We start from the raw sequence: 24559 nt of genomic DNA, 5'->3' as shown, positions 1-24559 counted from the left end.
CAAAGACGCGAAGCGTCATGCCCACCTCATTTTTTAGTCGCGGGAACTGGTGGGCACGCTACGCTTTGCCCACCCTACGAGAGCCGTGCCGTGGACCCTACTGCTTCTCGATCTTCGCGTTCGTGATCAGCTTGTCCCACAGCACGAGCTGATCCTTCACGAACGCCCCGAGTTCTTCCGGCGTGCCCGAGAAGGCGTCCATGCCAAGCGTGGCGAGCTTGGCCTTGATCTCCGGATTCTCGATGATCTTCCTGATTTCCGCGTTCAGCCGCGTCACGATCTCCTTGGGCAGGCCGGCCGGGCCGAAATAGCCCTGCCAGGACGAGATGTCGAAGTCCGGCACGCCGGCCTCCTGCATCGAGGGCAGATGCGGCACCAGCGGCGAGCGGTCCTTGGTGGTGACGGCGAGCGCGCGCAGCGCGTTGCCGTTGACGTGCGGCAGGCCGGTCAGGATGTCGACGAACATCATCGAGACGCGCCCGCCCATGACGTCGTTGAGCGCCGGCGGCGAGCTCTTGTAGGGCACGTGCAGGAGGTCGAGCCCGGCATTGTGCGCAAAGGTCGCACCCGAGACGATCGCCGAGGACGATCCCGAGGCGTAGCTCAGCTTGCCCGGATTGGCCTTGCCATAGGCGACGAGCTCGGCGACGGTCTTGGCCGGCACCTCCGGATGGACCACCAGCATGAAGGGCAAATCGCCGGTGCGCGCGATCGGCGTGAAGTCCTTGACCGGATCGTAAGTGAGGCTCTTGAGCAGATAGGGATTGGCGGAATGCGTGGTGTTGGTGGTCACCAGCAGCGTGTAGCCGTCGGGGGCGGCCTTCGCGACATAGGTTGCGGCGAGCATGCCGTTGGCGCCCGCCTTGTTCTCGATCACGATGCCGACGCCGAGCGCCTGCGACAGATGCTGCGAGATCAGCCGTGTCGTGGTGTCCGTGCCGCTGCCGGCCGCGAACGGCAGCACCAGCGTGATGTTGCGGCTCGGATAATTGTCGGCCTGGGCCGAGGATGCGGCGGCGAAGCACAATGCGGCCGTGGCCACGGCACGCAAGTTTCGAATCAGCCCTGAAATCATCTTGAGACGTTCCCTCTTTTTGGTTGGCGGGGAACCTAGCGTCTCTACGTTGAAATCGGAAGACGGGAGTTTGTCTCATGCCCCGGACGCTGCGCAGCACGAAGTGATGCGCAGCAGAGCCGGGGCCCATGCTGCGGCGAGCTGGGTCCCGGGTCTGCGCTTCGCTTGCCCGGGACGTGAGAGCGCTCACGTCCGTCACACGGAATTACTTGCCGGCCGAACCCTGGCGCGAGGCGATCACGACGCCGGCGAGCACCAGGGCGTAGCCGATCAGGTGGAACGGCTGCAGCTTTTCGCCGAGCAGCAGGATCGCCATCGCCGAGCCGAATACCGGCACCAGATGGAAGAACGGCGCGGCGCGGTTCGGCCCGATCAGCGCCACGCCGCGGTTGAAGAACAGATAGGCCAGCGTCGACGGAAAGATCAGGATGTAGCCCAGCGTCGCCAGCGTGATCCCGTCGAATTGCAGGACGCGGCCGCTTGCCGCCTCCCAGATCGCCGTCGGCAGCAGCATCGTCGCTCCGCAGCAGGTGGTGAAGGACAGGAAGGACAGCTGATGGATCTTTGGCCGGCGCGGGATGAAGGCGGAGTAGAGCCCGAACGCCACCAGCGACGAGGCGAACATGATGTCGCCCCTGTTGAAGCTGATGCCGGCCAGCGCAGCGAGATCGCCGCGCAGGATGATGATCAGTACGCCAACGAGCGAAATCGCGATGCCGGCGAATTGCGCACCCGTCAGCCGCACGCCGAACAGCACCAGCGACCACAGCGCCACGAACAGCGGACCCGCTGACTGGATCAGCAGCGCGTTCAGCGCCTCGGTGTACTGCATCGCCCAGTACGAGATCGCGTTGTTGAAGGCAAAGCCGACCAGCGACAGGAACAGCATCAAGGGCAGGCTGCTCCGCAACGCAGGCCAGTCCCGCTTCAGATGCGGCCAGGCGAACGGCAGCAGGATCAGGAACACGCCGAACCAGCGGATCGTGGTCACCGTCAGCGGCGGCACATGCGCGCCGACATGACGCGCGAGCACGATGTTGCCGGCCCAGAACAGCGAGCTCAGGCTGAGCAGCAGATAAGGCTGGTTGTTGAGCCAACTGGCCGGATTGGAGGCCTTTGGCGCGGGCGAAGCGATCGTCATTGGCGTTGCATACGAGCTTGCGCCGGATCGGCGTCGTGGCACAAGTCACGGGGCCGCAATGCTACAATGCAACCATGATCCGGGGAGGTGCCATTGGCGGTTAATATGTTGAACATCGAGGGCCTGGAGCGGCTCGATCCGCAGGCGCCGGTGGTGATGCTGAACCTGATGCGTTTCCACGCGCGCTCGCGCGACGGCGACGGATCCGGCTGGGACGCTTATTTGCGCTACAGCGCTATCACGGTGCCGATGATCAAGGCGCGCGGCGGCACCTTGCTCTGGACGGGCGAGGCCAAGGCTGTCGCACTCGGCCCGCACGCCGGCAACGGCTGGGATTTCGTCGCGCTGGTCTATTATCCGACCGTTGCGGCTTTCCTGGACATGATGACGTCGGAGGCCTACGAGCGCGAGGCCGATCCGCACCGCCTCAGCGGCTGCGCCGAGCACGTGATCATTGCCACGAGCGAAGCCTACAGCAAGCTCAAGGTGAAGTAGGACTGTCCGTCGCGCGGCACGCGCCTTCCCCTATCCCACAAGGGGAAAAGGAAGAACTAGCTCGCCTGCTTCCGTGACGCCACGAACACGCCCGACAGCACCAGCGCAAATCCGATGAAGTGGAACGCTTGCGGATGCTCGCCGAGGAAGACCATCGCCATGATCGAGCCGAACACCGGCACGACGTGGAAGAACGGCGCGGCACGGTTGGCGCCGATCAGGCGCACGCCGCGATTGAAGCAGAGATAGGCGAGCGTCGAGGGGAACACCGCGACGTAGAACAGCGTCAGCAGGTTCGGCCCGTCGAGTTTCATGACCGGACGTGCGGACAATTCCCAGATCTCCAGCGGAACGAGGCAGGCCGCGCCCACCCCGAAGGTGAAGGCGAGGAACGACAGGCCGTGCATCGGCGGCCGCTTCAGGGTCAGCACCGAGTAGAGCGCGAAGAAGATCAGCGCGACGATGAAGATGAGGTCGCCCTTGTTGAACTCGATGTTCGACAGCGTGGTGAAATCGCCGTGCAGCAGGATCGTGAGCACGCCGCACATCGACAGCAGCACGCCGAACGCCTGCGCCGCGGTGAGGCGGATGCCGAGGATGGCCAGCGACCACAGCGCCACGACCAGCGGCGCGGCTGACTGCAGCAGCAGCGTGTTGAGGGCCTGGGTATGCTCCAGCGCCCAATATTGCAGGGTGTTGAAGGCGCCGATGCCGGTGATCGAGAGTGTGACCATCAGGCCGAGCTTGCCGCGGATCGCCGGCCAGTCCTGGGCAAGATGCTTCCAGGCGAATGGCAGCACCAGCAGGAAGGCGAAGAACCAGCGCAGGAACGACAGCGTGACCGGCGGGATGTGGCCGGCGGCGAGCCGTCCCACGATGGCGTTGCCGGCCCAGCACAGCGCGGTGATGCTGAGCAGCAAGTAAGGCTGGTTGGCGATCCAGCTGTGACCGGATCTTTCCGCGCTCGTGCTCTGACCGGTGGCGGACATTGTGATTGGTATGGCCCCGCTTGCACCGAGGCTTCCGGCCCGGCGGGATCCGGGCCGGCTGATCGCCCGGCCCTGTCCAAAGACACGGAAATCGGGGCTGCATCAACAGGGGGCGGACGCATCGCGACCATGCAGCGGCCGAGATCGGTCTCACGCTTTGGTCGAAGCTTGCCGAGCAGCCCTGGAAGGTTTCTGGATTTTCCGGGGATATCAAAGGCTTAAAGTGTCTCTTGAGCCCCGAAAAAGCCTCGTTCTTGCTTGCCTAGAGCGGCTGCTTCCTTTATCCGGTTGGCTGCCTTGCGTGCGAGCGGCTCCCGGCCGTCAGCTTGGCTGGCGCATCTAAAATCTTCGAAGGATTACCCGCGAATGGCCAATGTTGTCGTCGTCGGCGCCCAGTGGGGCGACGAAGGGAAGGGCAAGATCGTCGACTGGTTGTCTGAGCAGGCGGACATCGTCGTTCGCTTCCAGGGCGGCCATAACGCCGGCCACACGCTGGTCATCAACGGCAAGACCTACAAGCTCGCGCTCTTGCCCTCGGGCGTGCTGCGCGAGGGCAAGCTGTCGGTGATCGGCAATGGCGTGGTGTTCGACCCCGCCGCCTTCCTCGACGAGGTCACCAAGCTGCGCTCGCAAGGCGTCGCGGTCTCTCCGGACAATCTGCGGGTGGCCGAGAACGTCACGCTGATCCTGCCGCTGCACCGCGAGCTCGACGCCCACCGCGAATCCGCCAATGCGGCGACCGCGATCGGCACCACCCGCCGCGGCATCGGCCCGGCCTATGAGGACAAGGTCGGCCGCCGCGCCATCCGTCTGATGGACCTCGCCGACCTCGACACGCTCCCGCACAAGATCGACCGGCTGCTGGCCCACCACAATGCGCTCCGCCGTGGCCTCAATCTGCCGGAGTTTGACGGCAAGCAGATCCTGAAGGAATTGAGCGCGCTGGCGCCGCAACTGCTGCCCTACGCCGAGACGGTGTGGCGGCTGCTCGACATCAAGCGCCGCGAAGGCAAGCGCATGCTGTTCGAGGGCGCGCAAGGCGCGCTGCTCGACGTCGACCACGGCACCTACCCGTACGTCACCTCGTCCAACACGGTGGCGGCGCAGGCCGCGACCGGTGCCGGCGTCGGGCCGGGCGCGGTCGGCTACGTGCTCGGCCTGTGCAAGGCCTATACGACCCGCGTCGGCCAGGGCCCGTTCCCGACGGAGCAGGACAACGAGACCGGCCGAAAGATCGGCGAGCGTGGCCGCGAGTTCGGCACCAATACCGGCCGTCCGCGCCGCTGCGGCTGGTTCGACGCCGTGCTGGTCCGCCAGGCGGTCCGGACCTGCGGCATCAACGGCCTCGCGCTGACTAAGCTCGACATCCTCGACGGCTTCGACACCATCGAGGTCTGCACCGGCTACAGGCTCGACGGCAAGGAGATCGACCATTTCCCGGCCGGCGAGGGCGCCCAGGCCCGGGTCGAGCCGATCTATGAGACCATCGAGGGCTGGAAGGAGCCGACCGCGAGTGCGCGGTCCTGGGCCGACCTGCCAGCCCAGGCCATCAAATACGTCAGGCGGATCGAGGAATTGGTGGGGTGCCCGGTCGCACTGCTTTCCACCAGCCCCGAACGCGAAGATACTATCCTCGTGCAAAACCCGTTTGAGGCTTAACGATCTCTTACCAGGACGCGCGTATAATTGAGTAGAAATGGCTGATTACTATCCGCTGATCGCCCGCGCTATTGCCGCCCTGGACCCCAACGCTCCCGGCGAAAGCCGTCGCGCGCTCTATGAGCGGGCGCGCACGGCCCTGATCGCGCAGCTGCGCAGCGTGCAGCCGCCGCTCTCCGAATCCGAGATCACCCGCGAAAGGTTGTCGCTGGAAGAGGCCGTCCGCAAGGTCGAATCGGAGGCGGCCCAGCGCGCCCGCGAGGCCTCGCGCCCCGGTGGCGGCGGGCGCAGCGGCGGCAGCGGGGATGCCTTTCGCCGCGCCAGCACCAGAGCCGCTGAAGGCAACGCGGCTGCGGCCTCGCCGGCCCCGCCGCGGACGCGTCCGGCTCCGCCGCCGCCGCGGGCCGACCGTCCGTCCGTCAACCTCGACGACCAGGGCGACGCCCAGCGCCCGCCGCGCGCTCCCCGTTTCGACGCCCCGCGCCAAGCCGGACCGGCCGCGCCGCCGCCGATGCCGGAGCCGCCGGCGGCTGGACGCGATCGCGCCGGCGCCCGCCGTCCGCCAGATCTTGGGCCGCCGTCGCTGCCGCCGGCACCGGGCGTGCGCGGCTTCCGCGACATCACGGCCGATGCCAATGATCTCGGCGGTGCGGCCGCGCAGGCCAGCCGCGCCGCGCGCCGCACCTACGCCAACGTGCCCTCGCCCTCGCCGGAATTCGACCGGCTCGAGCCCAGCCTGGAAAACCGCGCCGGCGAGCAGGACGCGCCCTATTCCTACGACGAGTCGATCGAGGAGGCCGAGCGCTACGCGCTGCCGCCTTCGCCGCGGCCGCGCATCGCGCCCGAGCGCGAGGCCAAGAAGCGCGTCCGCACCGGCTCGGCCTTCCCGTTCAAGAGCGCGATCGCCGTCGGCATCGTCCTGATCCTGGTCGGTGCCGGCATCCTCTGGGGCAAGCCGCTGCTCCAGATCGCGACCAACCTGTTCAAGTCCTCGCCGACCCAGGTGGTGGAGACGCCGAACACTGCCTCGCAGCCGCAGACCAAGCCGAAGATTCCCGATCGCGTCGGCCAGCCCTCGGCCAGCGACCAGCCTGTCGCGCCGGTGGCGCAGAAGGTCGTGCTCTATGACGAGGATCCGTCCGATCCGAAGGGCAAGCAATATGTCGGCTCGGTGGTGTGGCGGCTGGAGCCGATCAAGGCCTCCGGCAACCAGAAGGCCGACGTCGCCGTGCGCGCCGACATCGAGATTCCCGACCGCAAATTCAAGATGACGATGTCGTTCCGCCGCAACACCGACTCCTCGCTGCCGGCGAGCCACACGGCGGAGCTGACCTTCATCCTGCCGCCGGATTTTCCGGGCGGCAGCGTTTCCAACGTGCCGGGCATCCTGATGAAGTCGAACGAGCAGGCGCGCGGCACGCCGCTCGCAGGGCTCGCGGTCAAGGTCACCGACGGCTTCTTCCTGGTCGGCCTGTCCAACGTCGATGCCGACCGCTCCCGCAACGTCCAGCTCCTGAAGGAGCGTTCGTGGTTCGACGTGCCGCTGGTCTACGCCAACCAGCGCCGCGCCATCATCGCCATCGAGAAGGGCGCCCCCGGCGAGCGCGCCTTCAACGACGCCTTCGCGCAGTGGGGCGATTAGCAGGCTTTCTATAATCCTTCGTCATTCCGGGGCGCGCGGAGCGCGAGCCCGGAAATCCATCGTGCAGCGGGTGATGTCGGCAAATGGGTTCCGCGTTCGGTGCTGCGCACCGCCCCGGAATGACATCCTGGATGGATGATTACTGCGCCGCCGCTTCCCGCTTGCGCGAGGCGACAGCCTCGCGGTCCATCACGGCGCGGCAGCCCGGGCTGACCTGCGCCTTATTCCGGACCATGCAGGCCCTGACCCGCGGAATGTCGGGGATTTCACTGGAGCACAGCCGCATCGCATCGCCGGTGCACATCTGCTGCGCTTCGGACGAGAAGGCAAGGCCGGGCGAGGTCTGGAGTGCGATGGCTGCGGTTGCGACGGCCAACAGCGAAGCGGTGGTCTTGAGCAGCGAAGCGATGGTCTGATAGTGTGTCATGCAGAATGGATCCCCGAATCCTTAGGCTTGAGCCACTTGGTTCTTGGGGCGCCGCACGCGACTTGATCTGCCGCATGTCACAGCCTTCACGCCGGGAACTTGGCCCGGATGTGGTCGCTCGATTTCTTGATTGTCCGAATCGAAAAGTGCTGCGCCGCCCGAGCGAAGTATGCGCCATTGTCGCGAGCCTGCAATGGTCGGCGCAAAGGAATTCGCAATTGTTGCACGCGAGTCACGTCGCGTGCGATCAGATCAGCCGATCGGCGCTCGCTTGTTCCACATCGCTCGCGCCAAGCGCGGCGGCGTGTTCCTCGACGGCGGTGACGCCTTTGGCGGTGAGCTCGAACAGGTCACCGTCCTTCATCACGTAGCCGTCGGCGATCAATTGGCCCATCTTGCCTTGCCGGTCGTCGGCGAAGGCAACGGATTGGCTGATGTCCCGCAGGATTGAGAGTTCTTCCTCGCGCAACATGACTTCACTCTCCATCTGCGGGAACGATCCCCGATCGTCACATGCCGTGGCTCTGAAATACCTTGCTGCACGGCTTCGACAGCTTGGCCCGGTTGGCTTGCAGGCAGCTCTGCACCGCGCCGTCGTTGCCGAGGTCCTTGCGACAGAACCGCGATGCGTCCCGCGAGCAGGCCTGCTGCTCCTGCGGCGTGCCCATATGGCCTTGCGCAAGAGCGGGTGCGTCCGGCAGGCCGGTCAGGGCCGCCAGCGCGATTGTCGCCAGGAGAAATTTGCGGGCCATCGGCGACTCCAATCTGCCAGGGATCATTAAGGTTCTGTCTGAACTCGTCGCCCTCTCACTTGTTCCCCCAAAGGCGGAGCCGGCCCCGCTATTCAAGGTTCCCGCGGCGCTGCTATAACCGCCGGGAAGTGTGAGGGTGTTTGATGAAACGCTATCTGGTGTTTGCGCTGGTTGGCCCGTTCGTCGGCGGGTTTCTGCTGCTGCTGACGACGACATATCAGTCCGGCTATTGGACCCAGACCAGTCTCGGCGAGGTCGGGAAGCTGTTCGCGGTGTTCTTCAAGACCCTGCAATACAGCTATCTGTTCGGCTTGCTGCCGGCGCTGATGATCGGTGCGGTCGACGACATCCTGGTTCACATCAGGCGGGTCGGCCCGGGCTTGCGGATGCTGCTGGTCGGCCTGTGCGCCTTCGTGCTGGCCTCGCTCACCTACAGCTCGCGCGGGCCGGATTCCGGCGCGGTGCAATTCATCCTGTACGGCCTCGTCGGCTTTGTGCCGGCGGTGATTTCGTCCTGGCTCGTGCATAGATACGTCAAGGAGCCGCAGGCTGTGGCGGCGCCGACCTGAGTGCGCGACGTTCGGGCGCGGCGCAGAACTTCCGCCGCGCCGGCGCGTTCCCTCGAGACCATGACCATGTCCGACGACGATATTCTCGCTCCGCGCAGGCCCCGTTCGGGGAGCGGCTCGCGCGCGCCCTTTTCGGGCACCGAGGCCCGCGGGCCGATCATCGACCAGGACGGCCGCGAAATCCGCCCCGAAACGCTGGAGCAGGGGTTTCGCGAGTTCCGCGTCGAGTTTGGCAAGGACAATCCGTTCTCGGGGAGCCCGTTCGGCAACCTGACGCGGGAGCAGCGGATCGCGCGGCTGGAGGCGATCGCAAAGCTGCTCGACATCGCCTTCATCCTGCCCGGCACCAACATCCGCTACGGCATCGACGGGCTGATCGGTCTGATCCCCGTGGTCGGCGACATCATCACCACGGCGATCTCGCTGTGGCTGGTGCGCGAGGCCCGCGCGCTGGGCGCGCCCTGGTACGTCACCGCGCGCATGCTCGGCAATGTCGCGCTCGACGGCGTCGTCGGCTTGGTCCCGTTCGCGGGCGACGCTTTCGACGTCATGTTCCGCGCCAACATGCGCAATGTGCGGCTGCTCCGCCGCTGGCTCGACAAGCAGCCGCGGATGTAAGGCGAGCTTCTTCCTTTGCCTCTCCCCGCAAGCGGGGCGAGGGAGAAGACGGAAGGCCCGGAACGCAAAAAGCGCGACGACCTTTCGGTCATCGCGCTTTCCGCGCACATCGTAAGGCTCAGCGAAAACTTACGCCGCGTCGGCGTCGGTCTCGGCGGCGGGCGCCGGCTTGGGACGGCGGGGCAGCGGGAAGGCCTCGCTCTCATAGAGCGAGCGGATGCCGTTCTGGTCGAAGCGCGCTTCCTCGACCTGGAGATAGGCGCCGTTCAGCGAGTCCGTCGGCAACTGCTCCATCGCGAACTGCACGGCTTCGGCCGCGGTGCCGAACCGGCGATAGGTGAAGCCCGCACGCTTCTTCTTCCGGATCGCGGCGGGGAAGAGTTCGGCGGAGGTGTTGAAGTTGAACGGACGCAATGGACGCATGGTCAAAGACCTCGTGATCTTCTCTGGGGCTTTAAGCGCGTGGGGTTTGGGAGGGCAGGGGCCGCAATCGAGCGAGCCCGCCGCACATGCCATTTTCGCCTCCTAATATAAGCCGATCTGACAAAAATGCGACCCCTGCGATGAGAGATGATGAATCCGCGCATGGCAGCCCCGCGGCTGCAATAAGTCTAATAATTTCAATATGTTGAATGGTTTACAGCTTGCCCAGAAGCAGCAGGACGATCAGCACCACCAGCACGACGCCGCCGATCCCCATGCCGGAATGGCCGAGGCCATAGCCGTAACCGCCCAGGCGGCCGGACAGGCCCCCGAGCAGATAAATGATCACCAGGACGATCAGAATGGTCCCGAGCATGGCTTCCTCCCTCGCTGCCGCCAAATGCGATGATCGGCCGCACCGCCAAAGAAGAAAAGCACATCGTGCGGTCGGGTTCCATGAAGGAACTCGACCGCACAGGCCGATTATTCGGGCTTCAGCTTCAGCGCCGCCGAGTTAATGCAGTAGCGCAAGCCGGTCGGTCCGGGGCCATCGGGGAAGACGTGGCCGAGATGACCGCTGCATTTGGAGCAGAGCACCTCGGTGCGGATCATGCCGTGGCTCACGTCCCGCTCCTCGTCGATATGGCTGTCGACCGCGGGCTGGGTGAAGCTCGGCCAGCCGCAGCCGGAATCGAACTTGGCGTCCGACGAGAACAGCACGTTGCCGCAGCCGGCGCAGACATAAGTGCCGGCGCGGTGGTCGTGCTCATATTCGCCCGAGAAAGGACGCTCGGTCGCCTTCTCACGCAACACCGCATACTGCATCGGCGACAATTCGCGCCGCCACTGCTCTTCGCTCTTGATGACCTTGTCGTCGGTGGTTTTCGTCTTGGTGTCGGGCATGGGTCTCCCGTTCTTGAGATGATCTTGCGATCAGTTGGTGGCCTTGCTGGCACTCACCAGCGTCGGCTTTTCAATGTAATTATCCGCGAACAGCTTTTTCAGGTTCTCGACCTTGGGCAGGTCGTTATAGGCGATGTAGGGCTGGTTGGGGTGCAGGGTCAGATAGTCCTGGTGGTAGGCCTCCGCCGGGTAGAACGCCTCCAGCGCGCCGACCTTGGTCACGATCGGCTTGCTGAACACCTTGGCGCTGTTGAGCTGGGCGATATAGGCCTCCGCCACCTTCTTCTGCTCGTCCGAGGTGGTGAAGATCGCCGAGCGATATTGCGGGCCGACATCGGGGCCCTGGCGGTTGAGCTGGGTCGGGTCGTGCACCACCGAGAAGTAGATCTGGAGGAGCTTGCCGTAGGAGATCTTCTTCGGGTCGTACTTGATCTCGACGGACTCGGCGTGGCCGGTCCGACCGCTCGAGACGGTCTGGTAGTCAGCGGTCGCCTTGGTGCCGCCGGCATAGCCGGAGACCGCGTTGATGACTCCGGCGGTGTGCTGGAAGACGCCTTGCACGCCCCAGAAGCAGCCGCCGGCGACGACGGCGGTCTGGATCCCGCTCGCGGGCGCTGCATCCATGGCGGGAGCCGGGATCACGACCGCATTCTCCGCTGCCCGGGACGGCATGGCAAAGGCCAGCGTCAGGGCGGCGGTTGCGGCGAGCAGGGAAGCGAGGGCAGGTCGGCGCATGGCGGGTCCTCTTTCGCAAGGTCTGACAGTCTAGGGCGATCAGGGCCGGACGAACAGTTGTCCGGCGGCCTTTTCGCATCATCCGAGGTACGGACGCTGCAGCAGATTGTTACGACGCGACGGACACGAGTCCGTGAAATAGGCCGCAGGGGACGGCGCGGCGAGCGCGCGCCTTGGCGAGACCGGGAACTCCGCGCTAGATGAACCCGGGCGATCGATCATCGACTCACGAAGAACTTGCTGGCTGGAGCAGGCCTGACAACATGTTGCGCGTCGTTTCCCTGACCCTCGTCATCCTGGCCGCCGGCGCGTCGAGCGCGGCGGCCGACCCGCATGCCGACGAGCTCGCCATCTGCCGTGACCGCCAGGCCGAGGCCCAGGCCCGCGCGAGCGCCTGCGACAATCTGCTGAAGGCCGACCAGCTCGGCGGCAAGGACAAGGCGATCGCGCTCTCCGTGCGCGGCAACACGCTGATCAACAAGCGGGATTACGACCAAGCGATCGAGACCCTGTCGATCGCGATCGATCTGGATCCTGACTACGTCGTTGCCCTCAACCTGCGCGGCCTCGCCTATGAGCGCAAGGGCCAGGAAGACCTCGCCATGGCGGACTACAACCTCGCGCTCCAGAAGCGCCCGGCCTATGGCGTTCCCTACAACAACCGGGGCGTCATTCACGCCCGCCGCGGCGCGCTGCAAAGCGCGGTCGACGATTTCACCTTGTCGATCAAGTACACGCCGAAATTCCTGCTTGCCTGGACCAATCGTGCCCGTGCGCGCACGCTGCTGAAGGATTTCGACGGTGCGCTCGCCGATTTTGCGGAGGCCGAGAAGATCGATCCGGCCGCACCGCAGATCGCCGGCAACCGCTGCATCACTTACGGCATGATGAGACAATTCGACCAGGCCTTTGCCGATTGCAACCGCCTGATCGAGAAACAGCCGAAGAACGTGTTCGCGATCAACAATCGCGCCGACGTCAGCATGATGAAGGGCGACTTCGACGCCGCCCTGAAGGACTACAACACGGCCATCCAGATCAACCCGAACAACGTCCGCGCCCATTCCGGCCGCGGCCAGATCTACGAGCGCCGGAAGGATCTGGCGCAAGCCCGCGCCGACTATCGCGCCGCGGCCTATTCGCTGACGAAGTTCGACGACACCGAGGTTGCGCGCGCCCGTGCCATCGCGCAGGAGCGGCTCGCCGCGCTCATGCCGCAGTCGCCGGGGAGCCCACCCACCGGCCGCCGCGTGGCGCTGGTGATCGGCAACGGCGCCTACAAGAACGTCCATGCCTTGCCCAATCCGCCGCGCGATTCCAAGCTGATCGCGAGCGTGCTGCGCGAGGTCGGCTTCCAGTCCGTGATCTCCGTCAACGACCTTACCCGCGACAAGTTCTTTGACGCGTTGAAGGCCTTCGCGGAGGAAGCGGAGAAGGCCGACTGGGCCGTGGTCTATTTCGCCGGCCACGGCTTCGAGATCGGCGGGGTGAACTATCTCGTTCCCGTCGATGCCAAGCTCGCCGCCGACAAGGACGCCGAGACGCAGGCGGTCGCCCTCGAGCAGGTGATCGCGGCGGTCGGTGCCGCGCGAAAAATGCGTCTCGTGGTCCTGGATGCCTGCCGCGACAATCCGTTCGCGCCGACCATGCAGCGCACGCTGTCGCTGAAGCTGGTCGACAAGGGCTTTTCCAACATCGAGCCCGGCGCCGGCTTCATGGTGGTTTACGCCGCCAAGCACGGCGAGACCGCGATGGACGGCGACGGCAGCGCCAACAGCCCGTTCGCCACCGCTCTCGCCCGCGAGATCAAGCAGCCCCGCGTCGAGATCAGAAAACTGTTCGACATCATCCGCGACGACGTCTGGGCCGCGACCAAGCACGGGCAGCAGCCGTTCACCTACGGCTCGCCGCCGGGACGGGAAGACTTCTATTTCGTCGCGGGCAAGTGAAGGCCGGCGTTGCCGCGCGCTTTCACATCAGCGAGTTGAACCAGTCGAATGCGGTCGATTGCCCGTTCAGGACGGTGCCGTTGCCATAGAGGCTTGCCAGAAACGTGCCGCGATGGCTTGCACCGGCAACCGGTACGCCGGCCGCGAAACGTCCACCCGCGGCAATCGCCGGCTTGACCAGTCGCGGGTGCAGCGCCTCGTCGGCCAATCCGTAATAAAACCGGATCGGGGAATCGTAGTCCCAGAAAGTCGCGCCGTTGCGACCGAGCTGGCGCAGCAACCTGCTGTTGGTGTCCTGGGTGAAACGGTCGAAAAACCCGTCCACCAGGAGGTCTGCAGCCGGCGGAACAGTCTTGGCGGTGTCGCCTGCCAGGCTGTAGTCGGCCCAATATTTCTCAGCGAACGCCTGATGTTGCGGCTTGATGGCGGTCTTGAACAGATCGCTCAGCCCATAATACTGGCGATAGCTTCCAAGCAGCACGACCAGGCAGGGCGTGATCCAGGCCGGCGGCATCGGGTAGGACGTCTCAGCGGACGGAATATAGGATGTCGGGTTGACCCAATAATGGAAGCTCTCGGCGAGATTGTTGAACGGGCTCTGGGTCGCACTTGCCGTCACCTTCATGCCGCGCCGTTGCATCTCCTGCTTGAGCCATTGCGTGTTCAGCGCGCCTTGCGACCAGCCGTTCAGAAACAGCGCGGATTGGCGAAGGCCGAGCGTCTTCAACTCGAGGAGGCCGGCATCGAGCACGTCGAGGCAGCATTGCACCGTGGCACCTTTCACCGCATAGGCCTCGCCACGACCGTTGCGAAGCGGGCCCTTGCCGATGTAGTCGGCGGCGATGACGGCATAGCCGTTGCCGGCGAAGCGCTGGATGTTGAACAGCGTCTCCAGCGAATCGATATTGTCGCGAAGCTGGTAGCCTTCGTCGCCAAGTCGCAGCAGGTTCGAAGGAACCTGATCGAACGACAGAATCGTGCCGTGTTGCCAGGACAACACCGGCAATGCCCCGCGCACGCCGACGGGGACCGCAACGAGCGCGCTGACCTTCACGCGCTCTCCCGTCTCGGGCACGCGCGTCATGGTGGTGATACGCCGCAGCTCGACGTCGTAGCGCGCTTCATGCTTCCCGGAGAAGTCTTTGGGCAGGACGTCGTGCTCGTTGAACACGGCATAGAACTGCGCCGCCAGCGCGTTGAGGCGTTGCTTCGAGACCCGCACCGGCTTGTCCGGCCGCGCATGCGCGGCACGCAGCGGAGCGGAGTGCGCAAGTCTCGGCGCAGCGATCGATGCGGCGAGCGTGCCGGCCGCGATGCCTGCCGACTTCAGAAACCCGCGACGGCTCGCGCCGAAGGTATCATCGCGCGGATCGAGGTAATCGGGTCTTCCCAAACGTTCAGCCATGCGTGTCCTCCTGCCGACAGCGTGGTGATACATCTCAAAGCCTAGCGCTTGGTGAATGCATCCGGGCAGTGCGGACTAAAGCCTCACACCACGATGCTCAGTGCCGTAGGGTGGGCAAAGCGAAGCGTGCCCACGATCTTTGCTTGCAGAGAGACAGCGCGGGCACGGCGCGTTGCGCCTTTGCCCGCGCTACGGGAGCGAACTCTAAACAACGATACTCAGCCGCTTCGCCGCGCGCGTGATCCCGGTGTACAGCCACCTGGCGCGGCTCTCCTGAAACGCAAAGCTCTCGTCGAACAGCACGACGTCGTCCCATTGCGAGCCCTGCGACTTGTGCACGGTGAGCACATAGCCGTAGTCGAACTCGTCGTAGGGCTTGCGCTGCTCCCAGGCGATCTGCTCGACGCCGCCCTCGAAGCAATCGGCGCGCACCGAGACCTTCGTCACCTTGTGGCCGAAATCCTCGTCCGGCGACAGCCGCATCGAGAGAATGCGCGACTTCGAGCGCGAGGTGTTGCGCGACTTCACCCGCCACAGGCCGCCGTTGAACAGGCCCTTCTTGCGGTTGTTGCGCAGGCACACCAGCTTGTCGCCGGCGACCGGAAAGACGTCCTCGATGTTCTGGCGCTGCCGCACCCGCATGTTGTAGGCGCGGCGGGTGTTGTTGCGGCCGACCAGGACCTGGTCGGCGCCCATGACCCTGTCGGGGTCGAGCTCCTTGCGCGAGACCACCTCGCTCTCGCCATAGCGGCCGATGTCGAGCTCGCGGCCTTCGCGCACGTCCATCGACATCCGCACGATGGGATCGTCCTGCGCCTGGCGGTGCACCTCGGTCAGCATTGCATCCGGTGAGGTGTTGGTGAAGAAGCCGCCGCCCTGGATCGGCGGCAGCTGCGCGGGATCGCCCAGCACCAGCAGCGGGCAGTCGAACGACATCAGGTCGCGCCCCAATTCGGCGTCGACCATCGAGCATTCGTCGATCACGATCAGCTTCGCCTTCGAGGCGGGCGCGTCGTCCCACAATTCGAAGCTCGGCTGCTCCTCGCCGGACTCGCGGGCGCGGTAGATCAGCGAGTGGATGGTGGAAGCGTCGTCGCAACCCTTGTTGCGCATGACGAGGGCGGCCTTGCCGGTGAAGGCGGCGAACTTCACATCGCCGTCGACGCCGTCGGCGATGTGCCGGGCCAGCGTCGTCTTGCCGGTCCCGGCGAAGCCGAACAGGCGGAATACCTGCGGGGTGCCGCTACGGCCGGGTTTTGCTTTGAGCCAGTCGCCGACGGCTTTGAGCGCGGCGTCCTGATGCGGAGTGAAAGTTGGCATTGCTGTCTTGAGAAAGGGCGACGCGCGGCGATTCGCCGCCCTCCAAAGTAACCATTCGACCCGTCCATTCAAGGCGGATGCGGCACCGGAGATCGAGGCCGCCAACCCCTCTCGGCTGATTTCTCACCCGCGTGAGCCGGCTTCGTCGGCTCAAACATGAAGGCCGGGTAGACGCCTTGGTCGATTGGCGCAATTTCACGCCACGACGGCCGCGGGTTAATCGTCGCTTGCGGGTGACCACCTGGCTGCTTGATCTAGCGCAATGCGATCTGGACCGCCGGAACCTATGGTCCGCAGCGGTGACAACGGCGTCGACCGAGATGTGCCCGATGGGGCGCATTCTCCTGGACAATTCCTGAACACGGGTCTGCCCGCGGGGATTCGGATATGCCGAGGCCAATGTCACGACGCTCACTATTTTCCGCCGTTCTGCCTTTCGCATCCGGCCGCGACGCGCATGCGCCGCGTCTGGAAGAGACGCGTCCCGAACAGGTGGCGACCGTCTCCAGCGCCACCGCCTGCGTCGAACGGCATGGCGTCGTCTGTCGCCGTTGCGTCGAAGCCTGTGAGCATTCCGCCATCCGCATTCTCGCGCGCGAGAAGCTAGGCGCCGTGATCGATGCCGCGGCCTGCACCGGCTGCGGCGATTGCATCCCGGTCTGCCCGGTCGAAGCCATCGCACTCGCGCCGCGGGACCGCATCGCGCTCGTATCCGAACTTGCAAACCTGGTCGTGCACAATGGCTGAAGCCACCAACATCTGCGGCGTTGCCGTCTATCTCGCACCCGGTGCGGAGCGCGATCTCATCGACCGGATTCTGGCGCTGCCCGGCGTCGAGCTGGAGGCCGCCTCCGGCGACAACAGGCTTGCGCTGACCGTCATCGATACGCAGGCCTCGCTGGCGATCGACCAGATCGCCGCCATGCATCGCCTGCCCGGCGTCGTCAGCGCCTCGCTGATCTTTCATGCATTCGATACGCACGACGACGAGAGCGCCGTCGAGGCCGAGCCGGCCGCGTGCTGCGGCGGCGTCTGCCAGAATTCCGGCGCGCATGCGCGCGCCTCCGCAATCTGAGATTCGTTGAGCCGGAGAGACCGACGATGGTGACGAAACTGACGAACGGGAATGAAGCCACGGCGACGCGCCGCGATGCGCTGAAGGCGGCTGCAGCGGTTGCTGCCGCCTCGACCATCGGCGTGACGCTGCCGGAAGCGGCGAGCGCGCAGGCGGGCAAGACCGACGGCATCCGCTGGGACAAGGGCGTGTGCCGCTTCTGCGGCACCGGCTGCGGCGTGATCGTCGGCACCAAGAACGGCAAGGTCGTGGCGACGCAGGGCGACCCCGATGCGCCGGTCAATCGCGGTCTCAATTGCATCAAGGGCTACTTCCTGTCCAAGATCATGTACGGCGAGGACCGGCTGACCCAGCCGATGCTGCGCATGAAGAACGGCAAGTTCGACAAGAACGGCGAGTTCGCGCCGATCTCCTGGGACGATGCCTTCAAGCTCATGGCCGAGAAATGGAAGGCGGCGCTGAAGGCGGGCGGACCGTCGACCGTCGGCATGTTCGGCTCGGGCCAGTGGACCATCTGGGAAGGCTACGCCGCCGCCAAGCTCTACAAGGCGGGTTTCCGTTCCAACAACCTCGACCCGAACGCGCGCCACTGCATGGCCTCGGCCGTCACCGGTTTCATGCGGACCTTCGGGATCGACGAGCCGATGGGCTGCTACGACGACATCGAGCAAGCCGATGCGTTCGTGCTGTGGGGCTCCAACATGGCGGAGATGCACCCGATTCTCTGGTCGCGCCTCACCGATCGCCGGCTGACGCATGAAGGCTGCGAGGTCCACGTGCTCTCCACCTTCGAGCATCGTTCGTTCGAGCTCGCCGACAATCCGATGGTGTTCACGCCGCAGAGCGACATGGCGATCCTCAACTACATCCAGAACCACATCGTCAATTCCGGCGCGATGAACAAGGACTTCGTCGAGAAGCACGTCGAGTTCGCATCGACCGTCACCGACATCGGCTACGGACTGCGCCCGACCCACGCCCTTGAAATCAAGGCGGTCAACGCCTCGCACAAGGCTGGCAAGGACGGCGCGCTCGATCCGGCCGGCTTCAAGGACAAGATCGGCTTCGATGAGTACAAGAAGCTGCTGGAGCCCTATACGCTCGACTACGCCCACAAGATGTCGGGCGTGCCGAAGGAGAATCTCGAGCGGCTCGCAAAACTCTATGCGGATCCCAAGAAGAAGGTCGTCTCCTACTGGACGATGGGCTTCAACCAGCACGCACGCGGCACGTGGGTCAACAACATGATCTACAACGTGCACCTCTTGACGGGTAAGATCTCGGAGCCGGGCAACGGCCCGTTCTCGCTGACCGGCCAGCCCTCGGCCTGCGGCACCGCCCGCGAGGTCGGCACCTTCGCGCACCGCCTGCCGGCCGACCTGCTCGTCACCAATCCGAAGCATCGCGAGACGGCCGAGAAAGTGTGGCAGCTGCCCGAAGGCACCATCCCGGGCAACATCGGCTACCACGCCGTGCTGCAGAACCGCATGCTGAAGGACGGCAAGCTGAACGCCTATTGGGTCCAGTGCAACAACAACATGCAGACGGCCCCGAACATGAACGAGGAGGGCTATCCCGGTTATCGCAATCCGGCTGCCTTCGTCGTCGTCTCCGATCCCTATCCGACCGTGACGACGCTGGCCGCGGACCTCATCCTGCCGACGGCGATGTGGATGGAGAAGGAGGGCGCCTATGGCAATGCCGAGCGGCGTACCCAGTTCTGGCGCCAGCAGGTCAAGGCGCCTGGCGAGGCGCGCTCGGACCTCTGGCAGCTGATGGAGTTCGCCAAGCACTTCAAGATCGAGGAGGTCTGGCCGGAGGAGTTGATTGCCAAGAAGCCGGAGCTGCGCGGCAAGACCCTGTTCGACGTGCTCTATGCCAACGGCGAGGTGAACAAGTTTGCGATCACCGAATGCCAGAAGGGCTTCGACAATTCCGAGAGCGCGGCGTTCGGCTTCTACGTGCAGAAGGGCCTGTTCGAGGAGTATGCGAAGTTCGGCCGCGGCCACGGCCACGATTTGGCGGACTTCGAGCAATATCACCAGGCGCGCGGCCTGCGCTGGCCGGTCGTCAACAACAAGGAGACGCTCTGGCGCTTCCGCGAGGGCTATGATCCCTACGTCAAGCCGGGCGAAGGCGTGTCGTTCTACGGCAAGCCGGACAAGAAGGCGCGCATCATCTTCTGTCCGTTCGAGCCGGCGGCCGAAACGCCCGACAAGGAGTTCGATCTGTGGCTGTGCACCGGCCGCGTGCTGGAGCACTGGCATTCCGGCTCGATGACGCGCCGCGTGCCCGAACTGCACCGCGCCGTGCCGGCCGCGACGCTGTTCATGCATCCGGATGACGCCGCCGAGCGCAAGCTGCTGCGCGGACAGCCGGTGAAGATCCAGACCCGCCGCGGCGAGGTGGTGACGCGGGTCGAGACCAAGGGCCGCAACAAGCCGCCGCGCGGCCTCGTCTACTTCCCGTTCTTCGACGAAAGCCAGCTCGCCAACCAGCTCACGCTCGATGCGACCTGTCCGATCTCGAAGGAGACCGACTTCAAGAAGTGCGCCTGCCGCGTGACGTCGGCCTAAACCCCTCGATGGACGAGCCATGTCGGATTCCAGTTCAGGCATCCCGCGCGATCCGCGCCGCCGCAAGGCGCTGCAGGATATGACGCGTTTCGGCGGCGGCGCAGCCGTCGCCGCAACAATGCTGACTGCGTTCGGCGTGTCCTCGCGGGCCAAGCCCGCGCAGGCGCTGCGGCCTCCGGGCGCGCTGCCCGAGAAGGATTTCCTGGCGGCCTGCGTCCGTTGCGGCCTTTGCGTCCGCGACTGCCCCTACGACACATTGAAGCTTGCGGACTGGGCCGACGGCCCCGCTCTGGGCACGCCGTTCTTTCAGGCGCGCAATGTTCCCTGCGAGATGTGCGACACCATTCCCTGCGTCAAGGCCTGCCCGACCGGCGCCCTCCAGCATGCGCTGACCGACATCGCCAAGGCCAAGATGGGCGTCGCGGTGATCACCAGCCGCGAGACCTGCCTCAATCTGCAGGGGCTGCGCTGCGACGTCTGCTATCGGGTCTGTCCGGCCATCGACAAGGCGATCACGCTCGAGGTCTCGCACAATGCGCGCACGACCAAGCATGCGATCTTCGAGCCCGTCGTTCACGCCGAGTACTGCACCGGCTGCGGCAAGTGCGAGAAATCCTGCGTGCTCACCGAGTCCGCGATCAAAGTGCTGCCGATCGAGGTCGCCGCGCTGAAGCAGGACGATCATTACAAGCGCGGCTGGGAAGAGAAGAGCAAGGCCGGCGGAGCCCTGGTCGATGCACCGCTCAAGCTGCCGGTGCGCAGACCCGAGGGAGGCTCGCCATGACGGCGAACGCCAGGCCCTATGTCGAAGCGCGGGCGCAGAAGGGGCTTTGGGCCGCCTCGCGGTTTCTGGTGCTGCGCCGGACCAGCCAACTGCTCTTCCTCGCGCTGTTCCTGTCAGGGCCGCTTCTGGGCGTCTGGATCGCCAAGGGCACGCTGGCTTCGTCCATGACCCTCGGCACGCTGCCGCTGACCGATCCTTTCGTCCTGCTGCAGTCGCTCGCGGCGCGTCATTGGCCCGAGGGTCTGTCGGTGATCGGCGCGTCCATCGTGCTCGCCGCCTATCTCCTGTTCGGCGGCCGGACCTATTGCTCGTGGGTCTGCCCCCTCAATCCGGCGGCCGATCTCGCCGCCTGGCTGCGGCGCCGGCTTAACATCACCTTCACCGCCAAGATCCGCCCGGAGCTCAGGCTCTATTTCGTCGGGGCGGTGCTCGCGGCATCAGTGCTGTCAGGGTCGATCGCCTGGGAGCTGATCAACCCGGTGACGGCGCTGCATCGTGCGCTGGTGTTCGGCCTCTGGTTCGGCGCCGGCGGCACCGCGGCGATCTTCGTGTTCGACCTCCTGGTCGCCAGGCACGGCTGGTGCGGTCATCTCTGTCCGGTCGGCGCGTTCTATGGCCAGATCGGCAAGGTCGCACTGCTTCGCGTCACCGCCGACAACCGGGCCGCCTGCAACGACTGCATGGATTGCTTCGCCGTCTGTCCGGAGCCGCACGTCATCAGCCCCGCGCTGAGGGGGGAGCGGAGCGGCGCCACGCCTGTGATCACCGCGGGCGACTGCACGGTTTGCGGCGCCTGTATCGACGTCTGCTCCAAGCAGGTCTTCCATCTCGGTCTGCGCGGCCGCAATGCGGTGCGTCCTGCCCCCTCCATGACCGCGCCATCGCCAGTGGCACGTGTCGTCTCTTCCCAGCCGACCGTCCTTGAAAGGGACCTCTCATGACGTTTGTTCGACTGATTCCGTTGATTGCGGCGGCGGCCGTGACCGTCGCGCTTGTCATTCCGTTCGCGGCGTCCGGGCCGCTCGCGCAGGAGGCCAGGCAGCCCAAGGCGCTGCGCGAAGCTCCGTTGACCGAGATGTCGCCGCCGCCCGAGGTGACCAAGCAGTCGGTGCCGGCGAGCGGCTTCGAGCGCGCCTATCGCCAGCAGCCGCCGCTGATCCCTCACAAGGTCGACGGCTACCAGATCACCACGGAGAACAATGCGTGCATGGGCTGCCACGACTGGCCCGGCAACACCCGCGTGAACGCGCCGAAGATCTCCGAGACGCACTACGTCGACCGCCAGGGCGTGCGGCTCGATAAGGTCGCCGGCACGCGCTATTTCTGCCAGCAATGCCACGTACCGCAGGCCGATGCGAAGCCGCTGGTCGGCAACATCTTCAAGAACGCGACGCAGGCGAAGTGAGGCTGACATGCAGGACACCAGCACTTCTGCCGCCGTCGCAGCCGCGCGGCCGGGCCTCCTGAAACGATTGTGGCGGTGGTTCTTCTCGCCGACCGCGCGCTATGCCTGGGGGCTGATCGTCATCGTCGCATTCGCCGCCGGCGTCCTGTTCTGGGGCGGCTTCAACTGGGCGATGGAGATGACGAACAACGAGCAGTTCTGCATCTCCTGCCACGAGATGAAGGAGAACGTGTATCTCGAATACCGCAACACCGTACACTATTCGAACCGCACCGGCGTCCGCGCCAGCTGTCCGGATTGCCACGTGCCGAAGGAATGGGGACACAAGGTGGTCCGCAAGATCCAGGCCTCGAACGAGGTGCTGCACAAGATCCTCGGCACCATCGACACGCCCGAGAAGTTCAACGCGCATCGCATTGACCTTGCCAAGAGCGTGTGGCGCGGCATGAAGACGACGGATTCGCGCGAATGCCGCAACTGCCACAAGTTCGACCACATGGAATATGCGGTGCAGGAGCCGCGCGCCTCCAAGCTGCACCAGACCGCGTTCGCGCAAGGCAAGACCTGCATCGATTGCCACCAGGGCATCGCGCATAAGCTGCCGCCCAAGGCCCAGGAGGGATATCGCGACATGCTCGACCATATCGACGAGGTCGGCCCCATGCAGCGGATGATCGACTTCCTGCAGGATGCCGATGTTGCCAAGGCAAAGGCGGCGAGGTGATGGACATGCTTCAGCAATCCCGCGACACCGCGGACGGCGCGGCAAGGCCTTCCGCCGCGCTCAGCGTTGCCCTGGTCTATGACTCGGGCCCTGCCGTGAACCGTTGGTTCACAGGTCTCGTCGCCGAGCTTCGCCGCTCGGGCAAGAGCCTGGCCGGCCTGATCCAGGAGGACGTGCCCCAGCCGGGACGCACACGCTGCGACATGGTTCTGCACGAGCTCGCCACCGACCGGTCGATCTCGATCTCGGAGGATCTCGGCGCGGGCGCGACCTCCTGCCGTCTCTCCATGCCGCGCCTGCTCGAAGCGGCGCAATTGGTCGAAGCCCAGCTCGCCGACGCCGAGATCGTCTTTCTCAACAAGTTCGGCAAGGCCGAGGCGGAAGGCGGCGGCTTGCGCGACCTGATTGCCCATTGCATCGAGTCCGGCAAGAGCCTCGTGATCGGCGTTCCCGGCAGCAATATCGAGGCCTGGACCGATTTCTGCGGCGAATACTTCAGGACGGTCGAGGCAACGCCGGAGCCAAACCAGGATGCGATCGCGACGCTTGCGGCTCTGCTCGGTCAGCCCAAGATCGGCAGCGAGCATCTGCACGTGATCTGAGGTCGCGCTCCGGCGCGCGATCCCTGTTCTTCCACGCCGTGGAATTGACGGCGTGGTGGACAGGATCGCCTCGCCCTACACCGTCAACATGTGGGACGAGTACAACAGGTGGAAGCGCGACAATCCCGAGGCGCAGGATCGACACCCAAGCCTTCACCGACCGCTACGGCAAGCTCGCCATCAATGTGGCCCCGGTGAAGGCCGCGGCGGGATAGGCGGTCTGGATCCGGCATGGGCCCCGGCTCAGCAGCGCATCACTAAAGTGCTGCGCTGCGTCCGGGGCACGATCCATAGTGAGCCACGTGTCCCGGACGCCCTGCAACGCGTAGCGTTGCTGTAGAGCCGGGATCCATGGCGCGGCATACGCCAATCTCGCCGACTTTCCGCCAACTCACCTTGCTGATATCCTCCGCTAAAAGAGACTTGCGGAGGATACCCATGCGGCCCCACGCGGCATCAACTCCAGTGGCGGGCGATGTTACGGCCGCAGTGCTCGCCATCGGTCGCCCCGACTTCCCGGACATCCTGATCGACACGCTGCGCCGCCACGCCGGTGTCGGCCATTGCATGGTGTTCGCGCTGAATCGCGCCGGTGCCGCACACTGCCTGCTCGACGCCGGCAACATCCCGATCGGCGGCGATCTCGGCGCCGCCTATGCCGGCCAGTTCCACGAATCCGACCCCAATCGCGATGCGCTGTTCGAAGGCGAGGGCGGTGGGCCGATCATGTTGCCCGCGTTCGCGCCGCGCATGTACGGGACGCGCTACCGAAAGATCTTCTTCCACGATTCCGGCATCGTCGACAAATGCGCCACCGCGATCTGGGCTGGCGACAGCTGCTACTACGTCAACTTCTATCGCATCGCAGCCCAGGGCCGCTTCGCTGCTGCGCAGCGCGAACGCCTTCAGGCGATCGCACCGGCGATCGGCGCGAGCGTCGCCCGCCATTTTCAGGAGAAGGCGGCGCCCGAGCAGTTGCTTGCCGCATTGTTTGCGACCCGCGCGCCGCTCGCCGGCCTCACGCCGCGCGAGCAGGAGGTCTGCCGGCGCATCCTCGCCGGCTTCAGCTCGGAAGCGATCTCGCAGGCCCTCGGCATCAGCCTGCATTCGACGCTGACCTATCGCAAGCGCGCCTATCAGCGGCTCGGCATCTCCTCGCAGAGCGAACTGTTTGCGATCGTGCTGCAGCTGCTGACGCGCAGCCTGAACTGAGGCCAATGCGTGTCGCGGGACGAGCTATTGAAATTGACGATACGCGGATAACCGCTAATCTGAGCAGACTTGCTGCAGA

Annotated in this window: 27 protein-coding genes; 15 read left to right on the top strand and 12 right to left on the bottom strand. The window is 65.3% G+C overall.

Translation table 11 applies throughout. The annotated features are described in order from the left end of the window. Window positions 1-97 precede the first annotated feature (97 nt). On the bottom strand, window positions 98-1075 hold the full coding sequence (locus E4K64_RS22740; protein WP_135165516.1) for a Bug family tripartite tricarboxylate transporter substrate binding protein: 978 nt from the start codon (window positions 1073-1075) through the stop codon (window positions 98-100). A 205-nt stretch (window positions 1076-1280) separates the two neighbouring features. Then, a complete protein-coding gene (locus tag E4K64_RS22735; protein ID WP_167772201.1) occupies window positions 1281-2216 on the bottom strand; it encodes a DMT family transporter in 936 nt (311 codons plus the stop codon). 105 nt (window positions 2217-2321) lie between these two features. Between E4K64_RS22735 and E4K64_RS22730 the strand changes: the two genes are divergently transcribed. Next, complete coding sequence (locus E4K64_RS22730; protein ID WP_209311982.1) at window positions 2322-2711, top strand: DUF1330 domain-containing protein; 390 nt, start codon at window positions 2322-2324, stop codon at window positions 2709-2711. 56 nt (window positions 2712-2767) lie between these two features. On the opposite strand, the gene E4K64_RS22725 is transcribed toward E4K64_RS22730, so the two are convergent. Next, window positions 2768-3700, bottom strand: coding sequence for a DMT family transporter (locus E4K64_RS22725; protein ID WP_135165513.1), 933 nt, complete (start codon window positions 3698-3700; stop codon window positions 2768-2770). Window positions 3701-4066: 366 nt separating this feature from the next. Here E4K64_RS22725 and E4K64_RS22720 point away from each other — a divergent pair, with 366 nt between their 5' ends. Next, entirely contained in the window at window positions 4067-5359 is a 1293-nt protein-coding gene (locus E4K64_RS22720; protein WP_126258850.1) for an adenylosuccinate synthase, read from the top strand. Window positions 5360-5396: 37 nt separating this feature from the next. Next, on the top strand, window positions 5397-7001 hold the full coding sequence (locus E4K64_RS22715; protein ID WP_135165512.1) for a hypothetical protein: 1605 nt from the start codon (window positions 5397-5399) through the stop codon (window positions 6999-7001). A gap of 139 nt (window positions 7002-7140) precedes the next feature. On the opposite strand, the gene E4K64_RS22710 is transcribed toward E4K64_RS22715, so the two are convergent. The 3 genes from E4K64_RS22710 to E4K64_RS22700 all read right to left on the bottom strand — a co-directional run bounded on the left by E4K64_RS22710 (window position 7141) and on the right by E4K64_RS22700 (window position 8180). Then, window positions 7141-7428 carry a hypothetical protein gene (locus E4K64_RS22710; RefSeq protein WP_167772199.1) on the bottom strand — a complete coding sequence of 96 codons (288 nt, stop codon included), beginning with the start codon at window positions 7426-7428 and terminating at the stop codon, window positions 7141-7143. A gap of 247 nt (window positions 7429-7675) precedes the next feature. Further along, entirely contained in the window at window positions 7676-7900 is a 225-nt protein-coding gene (locus E4K64_RS22705; protein ID WP_135165511.1) for a hypothetical protein, read from the bottom strand. A 37-nt stretch (window positions 7901-7937) separates the two neighbouring features. Next, window positions 7938-8180 carry a hypothetical protein gene (locus tag E4K64_RS22700; RefSeq protein WP_167772198.1) on the bottom strand — a complete coding sequence of 81 codons (243 nt, stop codon included), beginning with the start codon at window positions 8178-8180 and terminating at the stop codon, window positions 7938-7940. Window positions 8181-8323: 143 nt separating this feature from the next. Here E4K64_RS22700 and E4K64_RS22695 point away from each other — a divergent pair, with 143 nt between their 5' ends. Further along, window positions 8324-8749 carry a DUF5413 family protein gene (locus tag E4K64_RS22695; protein WP_135165509.1) on the top strand — a complete coding sequence of 142 codons (426 nt, stop codon included), beginning with the start codon at window positions 8324-8326 and terminating at the stop codon, window positions 8747-8749. Between the two features lie 60 nt (window positions 8750-8809). After that, a complete protein-coding gene (locus E4K64_RS22690) occupies window positions 8810-9367 on the top strand; it encodes a DUF4112 domain-containing protein (RefSeq protein WP_126259018.1) in 558 nt (185 codons plus the stop codon). 129 nt (window positions 9368-9496) lie between these two features. Here the strand turns inward: E4K64_RS22690 and E4K64_RS22685 are convergent, their stop codons facing one another. The 4 genes from E4K64_RS22685 to msrA all read right to left on the bottom strand — a co-directional run bounded on the left by E4K64_RS22685 (window position 9497) and on the right by msrA (window position 11428). Beyond that, window positions 9497-9790, bottom strand: a complete 294-nt coding sequence (locus tag E4K64_RS22685) for a hypothetical protein (RefSeq protein ID WP_027560969.1) — start codon at window positions 9788-9790, stop codon at window positions 9497-9499. A 214-nt stretch (window positions 9791-10004) separates the two neighbouring features. Continuing rightward, window positions 10005-10166 (bottom strand): DUF3309 family protein, encoded by a 162-nt coding sequence (locus tag E4K64_RS22680; protein ID WP_135165508.1) that lies wholly within the window; start codon window positions 10164-10166, stop codon window positions 10005-10007. A 107-nt stretch (window positions 10167-10273) separates the two neighbouring features. Next, on the bottom strand, window positions 10274-10693 hold the full coding sequence (msrB, locus tag E4K64_RS22675; RefSeq protein ID WP_135165507.1) for a peptide-methionine (R)-S-oxide reductase MsrB: 420 nt from the start codon (window positions 10691-10693) through the stop codon (window positions 10274-10276). Between the two features lie 30 nt (window positions 10694-10723). Continuing rightward, on the bottom strand, window positions 10724-11428 hold the full coding sequence (msrA, locus tag E4K64_RS22670) for a peptide-methionine (S)-S-oxide reductase MsrA (protein ID WP_135165506.1): 705 nt from the start codon (window positions 11426-11428) through the stop codon (window positions 10724-10726). A gap of 263 nt (window positions 11429-11691) precedes the next feature. Here msrA and E4K64_RS22665 point away from each other — a divergent pair, with 263 nt between their 5' ends. After that, a complete protein-coding gene (locus tag E4K64_RS22665) occupies window positions 11692-13377 on the top strand; it encodes a caspase family protein (protein WP_135165505.1) in 1686 nt (561 codons plus the stop codon). Window positions 13378-13399: 22 nt separating this feature from the next. Here E4K64_RS22665 and E4K64_RS22660 read toward each other — a convergent pair whose 3' ends face one another. Next, window positions 13400-14782, bottom strand: coding sequence for a twin-arginine translocation signal domain-containing protein (locus E4K64_RS22660; protein ID WP_209311981.1), 1383 nt, complete (start codon window positions 14780-14782; stop codon window positions 13400-13402). Between the two features lie 204 nt (window positions 14783-14986). Beyond that, window positions 14987-16102, bottom strand: a complete 1116-nt coding sequence (locus E4K64_RS22655; protein ID WP_126258858.1) for an ATP-dependent DNA helicase — start codon at window positions 16100-16102, stop codon at window positions 14987-14989. A gap of 399 nt (window positions 16103-16501) precedes the next feature. Between E4K64_RS22655 and E4K64_RS22650 the strand changes: the two genes are divergently transcribed. From E4K64_RS22650 to E4K64_RS22610, 9 genes are all read left to right on the top strand, one after another. Next, a complete protein-coding gene (locus E4K64_RS22650) occupies window positions 16502-16849 on the top strand; it encodes a 4Fe-4S dicluster domain-containing protein (protein WP_167772197.1) in 348 nt (115 codons plus the stop codon). Next, window positions 16842-17177: a chaperone NapD gene (locus E4K64_RS22645; RefSeq protein WP_167772196.1), complete on the top strand. Its 336-nt coding sequence runs from the start codon at window positions 16842-16844 to the stop codon at window positions 17175-17177. Before E4K64_RS22650 ends, E4K64_RS22645 begins: the two co-directional genes overlap by 8 nt. 26 nt (window positions 17178-17203) lie before the next feature. Then, window positions 17204-19753 carry a nitrate reductase catalytic subunit NapA gene (gene napA, locus E4K64_RS22640; RefSeq protein ID WP_135165501.1) on the top strand — a complete coding sequence of 850 codons (2550 nt, stop codon included), beginning with the start codon at window positions 17204-17206 and terminating at the stop codon, window positions 19751-19753. A gap of 19 nt (window positions 19754-19772) precedes the next feature. After that, window positions 19773-20537: a ferredoxin-type protein NapG gene (gene napG, locus E4K64_RS22635; protein WP_135165500.1), complete on the top strand. Its 765-nt coding sequence runs from the start codon at window positions 19773-19775 to the stop codon at window positions 20535-20537. After that, entirely contained in the window at window positions 20534-21478 is a 945-nt protein-coding gene (gene napH / locus E4K64_RS22630) for a quinol dehydrogenase ferredoxin subunit NapH (protein WP_135165499.1), read from the top strand. The genes napG and napH overlap by 4 nt, the downstream gene beginning before the upstream one ends. Further along, complete coding sequence (locus E4K64_RS22625; RefSeq protein ID WP_135165498.1) at window positions 21475-21942, top strand: nitrate reductase cytochrome c-type subunit; 468 nt, start codon at window positions 21475-21477, stop codon at window positions 21940-21942. The genes napH and E4K64_RS22625 overlap by 4 nt, the downstream gene beginning before the upstream one ends. Window positions 21943-21949: 7 nt before the next feature. After that, window positions 21950-22666, top strand: a complete 717-nt coding sequence (locus tag E4K64_RS22620; protein WP_135165497.1) for a NapC/NirT family cytochrome c — start codon at window positions 21950-21952, stop codon at window positions 22664-22666. 5 nt (window positions 22667-22671) lie between these two features. Then, window positions 22672-23268: a DUF2478 domain-containing protein gene (locus tag E4K64_RS22615; protein ID WP_167772195.1), complete on the top strand. Its 597-nt coding sequence runs from the start codon at window positions 22672-22674 to the stop codon at window positions 23266-23268. Between the two features lie 438 nt (window positions 23269-23706). After that, entirely contained in the window at window positions 23707-24480 is a 774-nt protein-coding gene (locus E4K64_RS22610; RefSeq protein ID WP_135165495.1) for a helix-turn-helix transcriptional regulator, read from the top strand. Window positions 24481-24559 lie beyond the last annotated feature (79 nt).

It is taken from the genome of Bradyrhizobium frederickii (assembly GCF_004570865.1).
GTDB classification, from domain to species: domain Bacteria; phylum Pseudomonadota; class Alphaproteobacteria; order Rhizobiales; family Xanthobacteraceae; genus Bradyrhizobium; species Bradyrhizobium frederickii.
The sequence above is the reverse complement of the archived record's forward strand: the minus strand, read 5'-3'. Positions and strand labels throughout refer to the sequence as shown.